Below are 14,982 nucleotides of genomic sequence, written 5' to 3'. Positions count from 1 at the left end.
TTTCCCCTCCGGATCAGAACCCCCGCGATCCCCCCGGATCCCCCTCCGAAAGTCCTGACGCCACGTATGACAGGCGGGAAACGGGGAGGGTTGTACGGGGAGTTCAAGATTTTTTCCGCGGTGACTGCGTGGCGCGTACGGTCAGTTCTCCAGGCGGACCGGCATCACCATCGAGAAAGTGTCCTCGTCGTCGGAGCGGCGGATCACGATCGGCGCCGTGGGAGCTCCGAACTCCAGGACCAGTCGGTCCCGGGCGCCTGCGGCCAGCGCCGCCAGCAGGAACTCACGGTTGACGGCGACACGGTCCGGGTCGTCGTCGCCGTCGGCGCAGAGGACCACCGAGCCGCCGTCCGTCACCCTGAGCACGCTGAGGTCGGCCGCCCCGGCCTCTGCGGAGCGGACAGGACCGGACTCCAGTGCCTGCCGGAAGGCCGCCACCTCGACGACGGCGCGGCGTTCGCCGGCCCGGGGCAGGAGCCGACGGTAGTCGGGGAATTCGTGGTCGAGGCACCGACCGGCCGCCTGCCTGTCCCCGGCCTCCAGGGTCACGTGGTCACCGTCGAGAGACAGCAGTACCGATGCCTCGCCGTCCAGCAGCGCCCGCATCGCGTCGACGAGCGCAGTGGGCACGACGACCTGCACGCGGCTCCCCTCGTGCCCGCCGACACCGGCCCGCGCGACCGCCATGCGGTACCGGTCGGTGGCCACGGCGTGCAGGTTGTCGCCCTCGATGTCGAACAGGACCCCGGCGAGCATCGGCAGCTCGGGATCGGTGCTCGCCGCGAAACGAACGGCGTCCAGCGCGGCGGCCAGCTCCGGCGCGACGGCGGACAGGCGGACGGGGTCGGTGCGAAGCGAAGTCATGACGTTCTCCCGTTGATCGAGTAGGGCTCGGAGCGCGGAGAACTCACCACGGGCATCGGACAGCCCCTGTTCGAGACGGCGCAGGTGCGCCCGGAGCAGTTCCCGAACCAGATCGGTGTCGGCGCCGGCCCAACTGGCCAGCACCAGCCGGATGTCCGCCAGCGGCATCCCGGCCCTGCGCAGGCGGGCCAGCAGCCGGGCCTCCGCCAGCTGCTCGGGCTCGTACCAGCGGTAGCCGCTCACCGGATCCACCCAGGCGGGGACCAGCACCCCGGCACGGTCGTAGAACCGCAGGGCACTCACACCCAGGCCGCTGTCGCGGGCCATCTCCCCGATACTGCGCATGTCGCTCTCCACACCCGGCACTCTGGGCCCTGCACAAGGTCGAGGGTCAACCCGGCCGAGTCAGTCGCCACGCGATGCTCCGCGAAGAGGGCCCGAGCCGCATGTCCAGACTGGTTGCCGGATCGCGGCCGACCAGTTGCAGCCGTCGTCGATGTGACTCAACTCGGGTACGACGCTGTATCTGGGCGACACCGAGGTGCACCTGGCCAAGGGCGCGACGGCGACCACGGGAGTGCGCTACTACGAGTGGGCGGGCCAGACCATCGCGGTGCGCACGAGCGCGGGCGCCCTGCAGTGGCAGGTCACGGACGCGCACAACACTGCGGAGACCGCGGTGGACGCGGCGACACAGACGATCACTCGGCGGCAGCTCGACCCGTTCGGCAACCCCCTTGGCCCACAGCCGACTTCGAGCGCCTGGCTGGGTGACAAGAGCTTCGTGAGCGGGGTGCAGGACGCGGTCACGGGGCTGACGCACCCGGGGGCGAGGGAGTACGAATCGACGATCGGCCGTTTCGTCTCGGACGACCCGGTCCTCGAACTGACCGGCGCCCAGCAGATCGACGGGTACACATACGCGGCGGACAACCCCATCACGGGCAGTGACCCGACGGGCCTGGACGACTGGTACAACGACCCGACGATGAACACGTGCGCCATCGACTGCGCCAAGAATTCCTCCCACGGCTCCAGGCCGTCGGTGAGGGCGGAGTGCGGGACACCGACCAAAGTGCCGTTGATCAGGGGTACTTGCGCCGGGAGAATGCTGAGGAAGCGGCGCGGTCGGCGGAATCCGCGCACGAGGGACGAAGGGACGGCGGCAGCGACAACAAGGGCACCGGCCACAGTCTCGGTCTTGGCCGTGGGCGTCGCGCTTCTGCGGTCGGCGTGCGGCGACGGCGGCGGTGGCGGTGACGGCACGAAGGCGGAGCCGTCCTCCGCCTCCACCGCGACCTCCACTGCTCCTGCCACCCCCACGGTCGCCGTACACCCCGTCGCGACGGACGCCTCCGACCTCTGGGGGTACTGCTTCCCGCACGGCACCGCCACGTTTCTGACAGGCCAGCCTGCGTACCGGGGCAAGGGGCCGCATCCCGTGCTCCTCGCCACCGCGGACCCGACGCCGCTGTCCGTCAACGCGAGCCCGATCCCGTCCCCGGGCGAGACGCCGACCGCGCCGGCCCACGACACGTACCACCCCGATCCGGCGAAGGCACAGCTCGTCGGCTGCGTCGCCAACGAGGAGTCGGGCAAACTGGTGACGACCTGCAGTTACTTGGACGGCTACGTCCGCTACCACAGGCAGGGCCACTACGAGATCACGGTGTACGAGCCGAGGACCGGCCGCAAGCTCGGCACCACGAAGGTGCTGGGGGACGACCAGTACACGTGCATGGCACAGGTGTCGTTCTTCCAGGGAGAGCCCAAGTCGAAGACGCTGCGGCTGGATCCGTCCCTCCCGGCGTACCGAAAGGCCCTGGCTCCCTGGGTGAACGCGGTGAAATCGTAGTCGCGGCCCGGTGGAGGTGGCTCAGCCCACGGGATCACACGGCAGCCGTGCACCCCTGCTCTCCGCGACGCGTTTGACGTCACGCAAGGATTCAGTCAACCGCGCTGCGAGGTAGCGCAGTTCGTCACGGGCCACGTGGTGCTCCGCGAGGAGGGCGGCGGCGTGGTCCAGCAGGCCGTCCGCCATGCCGAGGTGCAGACTCTCGATCTGGTCCGCAAGCCGGGAGACGTGACCATCGCCGTCACCCACGAGGTAACACGGCTTGCCGTCCGCACCGGTCCAGGGAAGCAGGCGCCCGTTCACGCGTAGGTCTCCACGTGGTCGAGATAGGGGCGGACGAGCGGGCTGTCCTCGCCACGCAAGGGGGCTTCGCCCCTGCGGTACGTCGTCGGGCGGCCGACGTACGGGCAGGAGTACGGATACGTGTCGCGCCGTCGCCCGCGAGCGGGCAGGAAGAGCCGGAGCAACGGCTCGACCAGCCGGGCCAGGAGATGTGCCATGCCGACCTTCTTTCTCACCTGCGGTGACTTCGTTGTGTAGCGAATCGCTCACAGAATGGGGTCGGAGGTGGCTACGCTTCCAGAGGCGGGGACTTGACAGAGCCTTTGTCAGGACGGGAGTTGGCCGCATGAGCGAGCGCCAGAAGCCTCGGACGCAACGGGAGAAGTACGGGGAGGAGCTGAGACTGCGGCGCGTCGCGGCCGGACTCACCCAGGAGGGACTGGGCGAACTGGTCGTGTGCTCGCCCACGTTGATCAGCCACTTCGAGGCGGGGAGGAGGCTGCCGAAGTCCGACGACGCGCGCCGGGTCGACCGGGCCCTCAAGACGGACGGGTTCTTCGAGCGGTGGCTGGAGGATCTGGACTCGAAGTACAACGACTACTTCGCGGCCGTGGCCGAGCTGGAGCAACAGGCCTCGCTGATCCAGCAGTTCGCGCTCTCCCTGGTGCCAGGTGTCTTTCAGACCGAGGCCTACGCGCGCGCCTTGTTCCGCGCTTACCGGTCGAACCACACCGCAGAGGAACTTGACGAAGCTGTTGTCATTCGAACACAGCGTGCCCGGATTCTCGACGGCCCGTTGAAGCCGGTCGTCTGGACACTGCTCGACGAGTCTGTGCTGCGACGCCGCGTCGGCGGGCCGCAGGTCATGGCCGAACAACTGCACAAGATCGCAGCCTTGGCCGAGATCGGAAGGGTGCGGTTGCACGTGATTCCGTACGGCGTCGGCGCGCATGCGCTCATGGAGAGCCTGCTCACGCTGATGAGCTTCGAGGACTCCGCTCCGGTGGCCTACGTAGAGGGTCTGCTGACCGGGAATTTGATGGATGATCCGGCCCTGGTGAGCGCCTCTCAGACCGCTTACGCTCTTGCGCTGAGCGACGCATTGTCGCAGCAGGAGTCACTTGCCCTCGTCAGAGCGGCAGCGGAGGAACACGCACATGGCCAGCAGTGAGCACACCGTCTCCGACGCTTCCATCCTCACCGGGTGGTACAAGTCCAGCTACAGCGGTGGCAGCCAGGGCGAATGCCTGGAAGTCGCCCGCGGCCACGCCGTCGTCCCCGTCCGTGACAGCAAAGCGGGACCCACCGGCCCGGCGTTGGTCTTCTCCTGCGACGGTTGGGCCGCGTTCGTCGGGGCCGTGCGGGACGGACGTATCAGTAGCTGACGCCCCTGAAATGCATGAATGCGGCGCGTAGTTCGGGATCCAGGAGAAGGTCGAGGATCTCCTCCTCCCCGGCGAACAGATCACCGGCCGCCGGGTGGCCGGCCTGGTGGAACATGGCGACCAGGACATCGACGAGAGGGTGGTTCCAGGCGAGCCGGACGATCTTCTTCGCGTCGTCGCTTTTCCCCCTGTCCATGGTCATGCGCCACTGCTGCATGAAGATCCCGGCCGTCGCGTAGGCGTCCATGCGCCCCTTGACCAGGACCGTTCTCGTGTTGAGGCCGAACACCTCGATGCAGGCCCGGCCCCGGTCGGTCAGCCCCCGGTACGTTCCGACCGGGAGCACCAGGTGGAGGTGGTCCAGTGGATCCTCCGCTGTCGGGTCCACAAGCAGGGGGCTGCCGTCGGGCGCGAGGGGAAAGCGGTTGCGCTTCTGGTTGCTGTTGCAGAACGAGCAGGCCAGCAGATGGTTGAGCCAGTCGAAGGTACGCAGCGGAGCGAGGCTCTTCGGCTCGAAGTGGTCGATGTCCGTACCCTGACTGTCACCGCAGTACATGCAGCGCTCGTGGCCGGGAGCCATCTCCGCGAGTCCCTTGAGGAGTGCGGGGCGGACCTGCCGGCGGTTCGCCCAGAGATTCTTCGCCCTGTCCTTGCGTTCCTTCTCCGTGGCCTGCTGCCTGATCTCGTCGGTGTAGTCCTTGAGCAGTTCCGCCGTACCCGCCGACAGGACCGCACGCCGAAGCCGGATCACTCCTCTTCGTCCCCCGGCCCCCTGGTGATCTCCTCCCCGATCCGGCGGAGGTGCGCGCTCACCTCGTCCACTCTGGCCGACGGCGAGCTGGTGAGCCGCTGCTTCAGCTCCCGGTAGCGGTCGAGAGACTCCCGTGACGAGGCTCCGTCGTAGATCTCCGCCTCCAGCTCCACGAACTCGGCCCTCGCCTGTTCGGCCCGCTCCGAGTAGGGCGTGTCGAGACCGAAGAGGTCGGAGAGGACGGCGTCGTCGCCGCTGCCGTACACCACCCGGTCGTAGAGGTCCTGGCCGACGACCTCGGGCGGGCGCGCCTCGTCCACGCCCGGCAGCCGGATCAGGCCGCCGGGGTCGGCGGCCTGGCAGATGTAGGGGCTGTGCGTGGTGACGATGAACTGGATGCGCGGGAAGTGGGCGGTCAGCCAGGGACCGATCCGGCGCTGCCAGGAGACGTGCAGATGGGCGTCGATCTCGTCGATGATGACGACGCCGGGTGTCATCAGCGCGATCGGCCCGCCTCCGGCTTTCCATGGACCGGGCGCCCACAGGTCGTCGCCGAACACGTCGTGCAACTGCTTGAGGATGTCGACGACGAGCGCCGCCACCGTGCGGAACCCGTCACTCATCTCCCGCAGGGGGAAGCGGCTGTCGTGCCGCTCGACCCACAGCCCCTCGGAGTCGACGTCATCGATCCGGTACCCGTCCGGCAGCAGTCCGTCCCCGAGCAGCGCCAGCGCGAACGTCTTCAGTCCCCGGGCACCCCCTCTGCCTTCCAGCGCTCGCAAATGCTGTTCGATCAGCCAGGCGACGCCTTCGGCAAGGGAGGCGTCCTCGTGGAAGAGACTCGTGTGCCTGGCCACGGGTCCGGACGCCAGCATCAGCCGTTGCACCTCGCCCGAGCCGCCGGCCATCCGCCGGAACGGCCCGTAGGCTGCGGAGAACCAGCCCGCGGGATTGTCGGCCCAGGGACCACGGCGGGCGATACTGGTCTGCGCCTTGGTGTACCTGATCTCGTCGAGCCCGGACTGGACGCCCCGGCGGACCGGAACTCTGCCCGCCATACCGTCGCGGGGCGTTTTCCAACGAAGCCCGGCCCGGAAGTCGTGGGCCGGCGGGCGGCCCTGCGAGAACCGGTCGTGCTGGGTGTCACGGCTGATCTCGACCTCAACCTGACCGGCCGTACGCTCTTCCGTCACCCAGTTCTCGAACTGGGGCACCAGACTCCGGGCCACCGCCGGTCCGGTGAGCGCCAGCGCCACGGCCCGCAGCAACGTCGTCTTGCCCGAGCCGTTGCGCCCGGCGAGCACCGTCCATCCGGCGTGGCTGCCGTCGGGGCGGGTCAGGGTGAGGTCGATCTCGCGGGGGCCGTAGAAGGACTTGATGTCCTTCACGATGATCCGGCTGACGTACATGAGAATCGATCCTACGGTCGGGCGGCCCTCAGCGGTTCAGGTCCATGACCCCGACGCCGAGTCCTTCGTAGGGCTCGGGTGCCACGGAGGCGATCAGGCCGCCCGTGGGGAGCGTCCGGTTCGGCCGCGCGGTGTGCACGGCGGCGGAGACACCGATATCGACGCCCACGCGGAGCAGTTCGGCGACGGTGACCGCCATGGAGTAGTCGTCCTCGACGATGTGGAGGACGTCCACCAGCACGCCCACGTGGTCGACGATGCCGGCGCGTCGGCGCTCGGCTTCCAGAAGGCACAGGACAGGCACCCACAGACGCATGTCGTCACTGGCGGCAGCGGCATGGATCAGGCCGGAGACCTGCTTGTCGCCTCCCATCGCCAGGAGGGTGGGGGTGTCGAGGACGTAGTGCTCGGTCCAGCTCAAGGGTTCGGCTCCGGCTCGGCCGAGGCGGCACGGTGAGCGGCGGCGGCCTCCCGCATCTTGCGCCGCATCTCGGCGGACTCCTCGTCCGAGACGTAGTGCCCGAAGCGCTCGGCGAGCAGCGCGCGCGTGCGGTCGGCCCGCTCCCTGATCTGCTCGGGGGTCAGCGTCTGAGCGGCTATGTCCTGCATGAGGGCACGGAGGCTGGTCCCCCGCGCCTCGGCCACGGCGGCCAGCTGGTCACGGACTTCGGCGGGCACACGGATCATGACGTCGGACATGCACCGAGTATACGGCACGTATACGTCGCCGTGCGGTGGCGGCCGGAGAGCAGGTCCACTTCTTCGGCCGCCTCGCTGAACTACGCCGCGTGTGTCACGAACCTCTCCGCCGTCTCCCTGAGGACCTCGCGGCCGTCTCGGGCCCACAGGCCTTCATTGAAGAGTTCGACCTCGATGGGGCCGGTGTAGCCGGCCGCCTCCACATAGCCCTTCCACTCCCGCATGTCGATCGCGCCGTCGCCGATCTGGCCCCGGCCGTTCAGGACGCCCTCCGGCAACGGGGTGGTCCAGTCGGCGAGTTGGAAGGTGTGGATACGGCCGCCCGCGCCGGCGCGGGCGATCTGGGCGGGGGCCTGGTCGTCCCACCAGATGTGGTACGTGTCGACGGTGACGCCGACCTGGTGGGCGGGGAAGCGTTCCGCGAGGTCCAGGGCCTGGGTGAGGGTGGAGACCACGCAGCGGTCGGCGGCGTACATCGGGTGCAGGGGTTCGACGGCCAGCCGGACGCCGTACTCCTCGGCGTAGGGGCCGAGGACGGACAGGGCGTCGGCGATGCGTTCGCGGGCGCCGTGCAGGTCCTTGGAGCCCGCCGGGAGACCGCCGGAGACCAGCACCAGCACCTCGGTGCCGAGGGTCGCGGCCTCCTCGACGGCGCGGCGGTTGTCGGCCAGGGCCGCCGCACGTTCGTCCGGGTCGATCGCCGTGAGGAAGCCGCCCCGGCACAGGGTGGTCACCGTCAGGCCCGCCTCGCGGACCAGTTTGGCGGTCGCGTCGACGCCGTACGACTGCACCGGTTCGCGCCACAGGCCCACTCCGGGGACGCCCAGTTCCCGGCAGGCGTCGACAAGTTCGGGCAGTGAGAGCTGCTTGACGGTCATCTGGTTGATCGAGAAGCGGGACAGGTCGCCGGTCACTGGTTCACTCCGTGCAGGGCGAGGAGGGTCTTCATGCGGTCCTCGGCCAGCTTGGGGTCCGGGAACAGGCCCAGCCCGTCGGCGAGTTCGTAGGCGCGGGTGAAGTGCGGAAGGGAACGGGCCGACTGGAGGCCGCCGACCATGGTGAAGTGGGACTGGTGGCCGGCCAGCCAGGCCAGGAACACCACGCCCGTCTTGTAGAAGCGGGTGGGGGCCTGGAAGAGGTGGCGGGAGAGTTCCACGGTGGGGTCCAGCAGGCCGCGGAAGCCCGCCGTGTCCCCGGTGTCCAGGACGCGGACCGCATGTGCCGCCAGCGGGCCCAGCGGGTCGAAGATGCCGAGCAGGGCGTGGCTGAAGCCCTGCTCGTCGCCCGCGATCAGCTCGGGGTAGTTGAAGTCGTCGCCGGTGTAGCAGCGGACCCCGCCGGGCAGGCGGCGGCGGATGTCGATCTCGCGCCGGGCCTCCAGGAGCGACACCTTGATCCCGTCGACCTTGTCGGGGTGGGCGGCGATGACCTCCAGGAAGGTGCCGGTGGCCGCGTCCAGGTCGGACGAGCCCCAGTAGCCCTCCAGGGCCGGGTCGAACATGGGGCCGAGCCAGTGCAGGACGACCGGCTCGGAGGCCTGGCGGAGCAGGTGGCCGTAGACGTCGAGGTAGTCCTCGGGTCCGGAGGCGGCCGCGGCCAGCGCCCGGGAGGCCATCAGGATGGCCTGGGCGCCGGTCTCCTCGACGAGGGCGAGCTGCTCCTCGTAGGCGGCCCGGACCTCGGCCAGGGTCGCCGGGCCGGTGAGCTGGTCGGTGCCGACGCCGCAGGCGATCCGGCCGCCGACGGCCTTCGCCTCGGCGCCGCTGCGCCGGATCAGCTCGGCCGCGCCCGCCCAGTCCAGGCCCATGCCGCGCTGGGCGGTGTCCATCGCCTCGGCGACGCCCAGGCCGTGCGACCACAGGTGGCGGCGGAAGGCGAGGGTGGCGTCCCAGTCGACCGCGGCGGGCGCGTCGGGGTTGGTGTCCGCGAACGGGTCGGCGACGACGTGCGCCGCCGAGAAGACCGTACGGGAGGTGAAGGGGGTGCCGGGGGTGACCGCGAGCGGTTCGGTGCGGGGTTCGTACGTCCGCAACGAGCCGTCGGACAGGGGCAGACGGATGGTCACAGCGAGATCTCCGGGACGTCGATGCGGCGGCCCTGCGCCGAGGACTGCAGGCCCAGTTCGGCGAGCTGGACGCCGCGGGCGCCGGCCAGCAGGTCCCAGTGGTAGGGCGCGTCAGCGTAGACGTGCTTGAGGAACAGCTCCCACTGGGCCTTGAAGCCGTTGTCGAACTCGGTGTTGTCCGGGATCTCCTGCCACTGCTCGCGGAAGGCGTAGGTGGCCGGGATGTCCGGGTTCCAGACCGGCATGGGGGTCGCGCTGCGGTGCTGGACACGGCAGTTGCGCAGGCCGGCGACCGCTGAGCCTTCGGTGCCGTCCACCTGGAACTCGACGAGTTCGTCGCGGTTGACGCGGACCGCCCAGGAGGAGTTGATCTGGGCGATGGCGCCGCCGTCGAGTTCGAAGATGCCGTAGGCGGCGTCGTCGGCGGTGGCGTCGTAGGGCTTGCCGCCCTCGTCCCAGCGCTGCGGGATGTGGGTGGCGGTGAGGGCCTGGACGGACTTCACCCGGCCGAACAGCTCGTGCAGCACGTACTCCCAGTGCGGGAACATGTCGACGACGATGCCGCCGCCGTCCTCCGCGCGGTAGTTCCAGGACGGCCGCTGGGCGGTCTGCCAGTCGCCCTCGAAGACCCAGTAGCCGAACTCGCCGCGGATCGACAGGATCCGGCCGAAGAAGCCGCCGTCGATGAGCCGCTTCAGCTTGAGCAGGCCGGGCAGGAAGAGCTTGTCCTGGACGACGCCGTGCTTGATGCCCTTCGCCTCGGCGAGCCGGGCCAGCTCCAGGGCGCCCTCCAGGCCGGTCGCGGTCGGCTTCTCGGTGTAGATGTGCTTGCCGGCGGCGATGGCCTGCTTCAGGGCGTCCTCGCGGGCGGAGGTGACCTGGGCGTCGAAGTAGATGTCGACGGTGGGGTCGGCGAGGATCGCGTCCAGGTCGGTGGAGACGTGCTCGGAGGACAGGCCGTGCCGGTCGGCGATCTCGCGGAGCGCGTGCTCCCGGCGGCCGACGAGGACCGGTTCCGGCCACAGCACGGTGCCGTCGCCGAGGTCGAGGCCGCCCTGTTCGCGCAGCGCGAGGATCGAGCGGACGAGGTGCTGGCGGTAGCCCATGCGCCCGGTCACGCCGTTCATGGCGATACGCACCGTCTTGCGTGTCACGTGTTTCCCTTCGTCCGCGTGCGCCCCAGCGGCGCAGCAAGCGCTTTCTATACGGTCTGAAGCTAGCCTTTCCCCGCTGGTCTGTACAAGACCGTGACGGGGTCGAGTCGTTCGAGGGGGCGAACAACCGGGGTGATTGGCCTTATGGTCTGCACGGCAAGGGGGCTTCCTTTGAGCTGGCTGTTGATCAGTCTGTGTACGACGACGTACGACGAGATGCGCGACCGGAGGACGACGACATGACGGTGACCCTGGCGGACGTGGCAGCCCGCGCCCAGGTCTCGCCCGCGACGGTGTCGCGCGTACTGAACGGCAACTACCCGGTGGCGGCGACCACTCGGGAGCGGGTGCTGCGAGCGGTGGACGAGCTGGACTACGTCCTCAACGGCCCGGCGAGCGCGCTGGCGGCGGCCACCTCCGACCTCGTCGGCATCCTCGTCAACGACATCGCCGACCCGTTCTTCGGGATCATGGCGGGCGCGATCCAGTCGGAGATCGGCGGGCCCGGCGGGCGAGCGGGCGGCGAGCGGCTGGCTGTGGTGTGCAACACAGGGGGGTCGCCCGAGCGGGAGCTGACCTATCTGACCCTGCTCCAGCGGCAGCGGGCGGCCGCCGTGGTGCTGACCGGCGGGGCCGTGGAGGACGCGCCGCACGCGGCGGCGGTGGCGGCGAAGCTGCGGAAGCTGGCGGACGCCGGGACCCGGGTGGTGCTGTGCGGGCGGCCGCCGGCGCCGGACACCGACGCGGTGGCGCTGACCTTCGACAACCGCGGGGGCGGCAAGCAGCTCACCGAGCACCTCATCGGGCTCGGGCACCGGCGGCTCGGGTACATCGCCGGTCCCGAGGAGCGGACGACCACCCGGCACCGGCTGGAGGGCCACCGGGCGGCGCTGGCCGCGGCCGGGATCGAGGAGGACCCTCGCTGGACCGTGCACGGCCGGTACGACCGGCGGGCGGGGTACGAGGCGACGCTGGAGCTGCTGCGGCGGGACCCTTCGCTCACGGCGGTGGTGGCCGCGAACGACTCCGTCGCGCTGGGGGCGTGCGCGGCGCTGCGGGAGTCGGGGCTGCGGATCCCGGCGGACGTGTCGGTGGCCGGGTTCGACGACCTGCCGTTCAGCATCGACGCGGTGCCCGCGCTGACGACGGTGCGGTTGCCGTTGGCGGAGGCGGGGGCGCGGGCCGGGCGGATCGCCATGGGGCGGGAGGAGCCTCCGCCGGGGGGGATCGCGACCGTGCGGGGGGAGTTGATGGTGCGGGGGTCGTCGGGGGCGCCGCGGGGATGAGGCTCCGGGAGGGTCCCACCCACCCACCCGTTCACCGTCGACGAAGAGGTGACATCCGGGGGCACCCTCGGCGGACGGGGGCGTGCGCGCGGGGCGCCCGGCCGGACCCCGAGGGGGCGGCGCCCGAGGCACCCCGACGGAAAGGCGACGTGTGCGTGCGGGCCGCCCGCCGGGCCCCGAGGAGCGGCGCCCGAGACTCCCGCAAACTCCCGGAGGGCAGCCCAAAAGCCACGCCCCAAGGCACCCCCGACCGAAGCGCGGTGTACGCGCGGACCGCCCGACCGGCTCCCCCAAACCCCGGCTACACCCCACAAGGCCACGCCTCAAGGCACCCCCGGCCGAGGCGCGGTGTACGTGCGGCCGCCCCACTGGCTTTCCAGGAGCGGCGCCCGAGGCTCCCGCAGCCGTTGGCTGACGCCTCAGGTCACCGCATCCGCAGCCTTGGGTCCTGGTGGCCCGTGAGGGTTCTGGTGCACGGGTCCGGGTGCCCGCGTACGGGCACCCGGGTCCTTCCTTTGCTCCCAGGGAGCGTCAGAGACCGCGACTTGGCTCAGTCTCCCCAGCCATTGTCGTAGCCGCCACCCCAGCCGTAGTCCTCGTTGTCACCCCAGTAACCGCCGTGGTCGCCACCGTGGTCGCCACCGTGGTCGCCGCCGTAACCGCCGTAGTCGCCACCGCCGTGGTCACCGCCACCGCCGTAGTCGCCACCGCCGTGGTCACCGCCACCGCCGTAGTCGCCGCCGCCGTGGTCACCGCCGCCGCCGTGGTCACCGCCGCCGCCGTGGTCTCCGCCGCCGCCGTGGTCTCCGCCGCCGCCTCCGCCGTGGTCTGCCAGGAAGGTGTTGACGTGGGCGGGTGCGGAGATGGTGGTTGCGCCGGCGACTCCCGCTCCGGCGCCGAGCGCCAGGATGGGTGCCGAGAGCGCTGCGATGGCAACCCTCTTCATCCGTGTGGTGTGCGCGCGCATGTTTCGCCCCTCTCCGAGGGTGTGGATGTGTACGGCGGCCGCTCCGGGGGGCCGCCCTGCGTGCGCTCCAGAGCCTGCGCGCAGCTCTGAGCGCGTCCGCCGCCCTCGATGCCGGTTCTCCGCACCGCACGGGTTCTCCGGCGGACCACGTCACTCCCGAAGTTGAAACGGACATAAGTGACGTTCGTGTATAAACCTACGGCGCTGACGCTTCGAAGTCAAAAGCAGAACCGGTTCCGAGCCGAAAGAACAAGTGAAGTGTGCGGGGCCCGCGTTCGGGCCGACGCCTTCCGACCTGACGAGGTGACGGGATAGCCTCGCAGGACGGTATCTCTGACTCAGTCAAACATCGGAGACCAGTATGACCGTCCAGGACGTCCGCGCCTTCAACCGCTTCTACACCAACCTCATCGGCGCCCTCGACTACGGCCGCCATCTCTACGCCCCGTACACCCTGACCGAGGCCCGGGTGCTGTACGAGCTCGCGCACGCCACGGACACCGACGCCGCCGACCTGCGCACCGATCTCGCGCTGGACGCCGGGTACTTGAGCCGGATCCTCAACAAGTTCGAGGAGGCCGGACTGATCGAACGCGCCCCCTCGCGCAGGGACCCCCGGCGGCGACGGGTGTCCCTCACCCCGGCCGGCCGGTCCGCCGCCGGGCTGCTGGACGAGCGGGCCCGGGAGTCGGTCGGCGCGCTCCTCGGCGCCGTCGGCCCGGCCGAGCGGGTGCGCCTCGCCGAGGCGATGCGCACCATCCGTACGATCCTCGGCGACGGGCCCGCCCCGGACGCCGCCGACGAGGCGGTGCTCCGCGAGCCGCACCCCGGCGACCTGGGCTGGATCGTGCAGCGCAACGCCGCGCTGTACGCCGCCGAGTACGGCTTCAACGCCGACTACGAGGGGCTCGTCGCCCGGATCGTCGCCGACTACGCCGAGGACCACGACCCGCACCTGGAGCGGACCTGGATCGCCGAGCGGGCGGGGCGGCCGGTGGGCTGCGTGATGTGCGTACGGGACGACGCCCCCGGCACCGCGCGGCTGCGGCTGCTGCTGGTCGAGCCGGAGGCCCGCGGGCTCGGCATCGGGGACCGGCTGGTGGGCACCGTGGTCGACTTCGCGCGCGGGGTCGGCTACCGGGACCTGGTGCTGTGGACCAACGACATCCTGTCCTCGGCCCGCCGCCTCTACCAGCGGCACGGTTTCGTCCTCAGCGCCGAGAAACCGCACCGCTCCTTCGGGCAGGACCTGGTCGGGCAGGACTGGCGGCTCGATCTGCACGGAACGGGCCGGTGAGACTAGGTTGGTGGACATGAAGTTCGCCTTCTCGACCCTCGGGGTCCCCGGTCTGCCGGTCACGGACGTACTGGCGCTCGCCACCGCGCACGGCTACCACGGTGTGGAGCTGCGCGCCCATCCGGAGGAACCGGTGCACCCCGGCCTCGGACCCGCCCAACGCTCCGACATCGCCGCCGAGTTCAAGTCGTGCGGGGTGGAAGTCCTGGGCGTCGCCGGGTACGCGCGCGTCGCCGCACCCGGCGAGGACGCCCCGGTCATCGACGAGGTGCGCCAACTCCTCCAGCTCGCCCACGACCTGGGCGCCCCCTTCGTCCGCGTCTTCCCCGGCGCGGACCCCGACCTGCCGGTCGCCGAGTCCGACGCGATCGCCGCCCGGCGGCTCGGCACGGTCGCCGAGGACGCCTCGGCGCTCGGCGTGCGCGTCCTGCTGGAGACCCACGACTCGCACCGCACCGGCGCCGACGCCATCCGCATCCTCGGCCCGGTCGGCCACCGCATGGCCGGGGCGCTCTGGGACGTGATGCACACCTGGCTCGGCGGCGAACAGCCCGCCGAGACCTATGCCGCCCTCGCCCCCCACCTCGGCTACGTCCAGGTCAAGGACATCGCCTCGGCCGAGGACACCACCCCGCTGCCGCTCGGCGCCGGGATCCTGCCCCTCTCCGACTGCGTGGAGGTCCTCTCCCGGCACGGCTGGGACGGGTGGCTGTGCTGGGAGTACGAGAAGCGCTGGTACGAGTCGGCGGCCCCGCTGCCCGGTCTGCTGCAGGCGGGCCGCGACCACCTGGCCCGGCTGCTCAACGAATCGGCGTGAGCACGGCGCCACCGCGCACAACCGCCCCACCGGCACGACAGCCAGCCCACCGACGCGACAGACGCCCCACCGCACGACGGCCGGGCCGCCGGCGCGTCGGCCGGGCCGCCGGCGCGTCGGCCGGGCCCCGGCACGTGGGCGACGGGGCGGC

At 70.8% G+C, this 14,982-nt stretch carries 17 protein-coding genes; 6 read left to right on the top strand and 11 right to left on the bottom strand.

Features of this window, described 5'->3' with window-relative positions; translation table 11 throughout:
- Positions 1 to 141 precede the first annotated feature (141 nt).
- Positions 142 to 1,209, bottom strand: coding sequence for a DNA polymerase III subunit beta family protein (locus ACZ3KP_RS32240; protein ID WP_467503752.1), 1,068 nt, complete (start codon positions 1,207 to 1,209; stop codon positions 142 to 144).
- A 196-nt stretch (positions 1,210 to 1,405) separates the two neighbouring features.
- Between ACZ3KP_RS32240 and ACZ3KP_RS32235 the strand changes: the two genes are divergently transcribed.
- Complete coding sequence (locus ACZ3KP_RS32235; protein ID WP_467503750.1) at positions 1,406 to 2,719, top strand: RHS repeat-associated core domain-containing protein; 1,314 nt, start codon at positions 1,406 to 1,408, stop codon at positions 2,717 to 2,719.
- A gap of 21 nt (positions 2,720 to 2,740) precedes the next feature.
- On the opposite strand, the gene ACZ3KP_RS32230 is transcribed toward ACZ3KP_RS32235, so the two are convergent.
- Together ACZ3KP_RS32230 and ACZ3KP_RS32225 are read right to left on the bottom strand one after the other, a co-directional pair.
- Positions 2,741 to 3,022 carry a hypothetical protein gene (locus ACZ3KP_RS32230; RefSeq protein WP_467503749.1) on the bottom strand — a complete coding sequence of 94 codons (282 nt, stop codon included), beginning with the start codon at positions 3,020 to 3,022 and terminating at the stop codon, positions 2,741 to 2,743.
- Positions 3,019 to 3,219: a hypothetical protein gene (locus ACZ3KP_RS32225; protein ID WP_467503747.1), complete on the bottom strand. Its 201-nt coding sequence runs from the start codon at positions 3,217 to 3,219 to the stop codon at positions 3,019 to 3,021. Before ACZ3KP_RS32225 ends, ACZ3KP_RS32230 begins: the two co-directional genes overlap by 4 nt.
- A 128-nt stretch (positions 3,220 to 3,347) precedes the next feature.
- Here ACZ3KP_RS32225 and ACZ3KP_RS32220 point away from each other — a divergent pair, with 128 nt between their 5' ends.
- Both ACZ3KP_RS32220 and ACZ3KP_RS32215 read left to right on the top strand, forming a co-directional pair.
- Positions 3,348 to 4,172 carry a helix-turn-helix domain-containing protein gene (locus ACZ3KP_RS32220; RefSeq protein ID WP_467503746.1) on the top strand — a complete coding sequence of 275 codons (825 nt, stop codon included), beginning with the start codon at positions 3,348 to 3,350 and terminating at the stop codon, positions 4,170 to 4,172.
- Positions 4,159 to 4,386, top strand: a complete 228-nt coding sequence (locus ACZ3KP_RS32215; protein WP_467503744.1) for a DUF397 domain-containing protein — start codon at positions 4,159 to 4,161, stop codon at positions 4,384 to 4,386. Before ACZ3KP_RS32220 ends, ACZ3KP_RS32215 begins: the two co-directional genes overlap by 14 nt.
- On the opposite strand, the gene ACZ3KP_RS32210 is transcribed toward ACZ3KP_RS32215, so the two are convergent.
- From ACZ3KP_RS32210 to ACZ3KP_RS32180, 7 genes are all read right to left on the bottom strand, one after another.
- Positions 4,376 to 5,137 (bottom strand): HNH endonuclease family protein, encoded by a 762-nt coding sequence (locus ACZ3KP_RS32210; protein ID WP_467503742.1) that lies wholly within the window; start codon positions 5,135 to 5,137, stop codon positions 4,376 to 4,378. The genes ACZ3KP_RS32215 and ACZ3KP_RS32210 overlap by 11 nt on opposite strands.
- On the bottom strand, positions 5,134 to 6,546 hold the full coding sequence (locus ACZ3KP_RS32205; protein ID WP_467503740.1) for an AAA family ATPase: 1,413 nt from the start codon (positions 6,544 to 6,546) through the stop codon (positions 5,134 to 5,136). Before ACZ3KP_RS32205 ends, ACZ3KP_RS32210 begins: the two co-directional genes overlap by 4 nt.
- A 28-nt stretch (positions 6,547 to 6,574) precedes the next feature.
- Positions 6,575 to 6,967 carry a PIN domain-containing protein gene (locus ACZ3KP_RS32200; RefSeq protein ID WP_467503739.1) on the bottom strand — a complete coding sequence of 131 codons (393 nt, stop codon included), beginning with the start codon at positions 6,965 to 6,967 and terminating at the stop codon, positions 6,575 to 6,577.
- Positions 6,964 to 7,245: an Arc family DNA-binding protein gene (locus tag ACZ3KP_RS32195; protein ID WP_366888591.1), complete on the bottom strand. Its 282-nt coding sequence runs from the start codon at positions 7,243 to 7,245 to the stop codon at positions 6,964 to 6,966. Before ACZ3KP_RS32195 ends, ACZ3KP_RS32200 begins: the two co-directional genes overlap by 4 nt.
- Before the next feature lie 80 nt (positions 7,246 to 7,325).
- Positions 7,326 to 8,123 (bottom strand): sugar phosphate isomerase/epimerase family protein, encoded by a 798-nt coding sequence (locus ACZ3KP_RS32190; protein WP_467503862.1) that lies wholly within the window; start codon positions 8,121 to 8,123, stop codon positions 7,326 to 7,328.
- Between the two features lie 32 nt (positions 8,124 to 8,155).
- Positions 8,156 to 9,310, bottom strand: a complete 1,155-nt coding sequence (locus ACZ3KP_RS32185; RefSeq protein ID WP_467503737.1) for a dihydrodipicolinate synthase family protein — start codon at positions 9,308 to 9,310, stop codon at positions 8,156 to 8,158.
- Positions 9,307 to 10,464 carry a Gfo/Idh/MocA family protein gene (locus ACZ3KP_RS32180; RefSeq protein ID WP_467503735.1) on the bottom strand — a complete coding sequence of 386 codons (1,158 nt, stop codon included), beginning with the start codon at positions 10,462 to 10,464 and terminating at the stop codon, positions 9,307 to 9,309. The genes ACZ3KP_RS32185 and ACZ3KP_RS32180 overlap by 4 nt, the downstream gene beginning before the upstream one ends.
- 239 nt (positions 10,465 to 10,703) lie before the next feature.
- On the opposite strand from ACZ3KP_RS32180, the gene ACZ3KP_RS32175 reads away from it, so the two are divergent.
- Complete coding sequence (locus ACZ3KP_RS32175; protein WP_467503733.1) at positions 10,704 to 11,750, top strand: LacI family DNA-binding transcriptional regulator; 1,047 nt, start codon at positions 10,704 to 10,706, stop codon at positions 11,748 to 11,750.
- Positions 11,751 to 12,300: 550 nt separating this feature from the next.
- Here the strand turns inward: ACZ3KP_RS32175 and ACZ3KP_RS32170 are convergent.
- Positions 12,301 to 12,696 carry a hypothetical protein gene (locus tag ACZ3KP_RS32170; RefSeq protein WP_467503731.1) on the bottom strand — a complete coding sequence of 132 codons (396 nt, stop codon included), beginning with the start codon at positions 12,694 to 12,696 and terminating at the stop codon, positions 12,301 to 12,303.
- 382 nt (positions 12,697 to 13,078) lie between these two features.
- Here ACZ3KP_RS32170 and ACZ3KP_RS32165 point away from each other — a divergent pair, with 382 nt between their 5' ends.
- Positions 13,079 to 14,014 carry a bifunctional helix-turn-helix transcriptional regulator/GNAT family N-acetyltransferase gene (locus tag ACZ3KP_RS32165; RefSeq protein WP_467503729.1) on the top strand — a complete coding sequence of 312 codons (936 nt, stop codon included), beginning with the start codon at positions 13,079 to 13,081 and terminating at the stop codon, positions 14,012 to 14,014.
- 16 nt (positions 14,015 to 14,030) lie between these two features.
- Positions 14,031 to 14,831, top strand: coding sequence for a sugar phosphate isomerase/epimerase family protein (locus tag ACZ3KP_RS32160; protein ID WP_467503728.1), 801 nt, complete (start codon positions 14,031 to 14,033; stop codon positions 14,829 to 14,831).
- Positions 14,832 to 14,982 lie beyond the last annotated feature (151 nt).

Source organism: Streptomyces sp. NPDC020958 (genome assembly GCF_055562175.1).
Note: the sequence above shows the minus strand (reverse complement) of the source record. Positions and strands in the feature narration are given on the sequence as shown.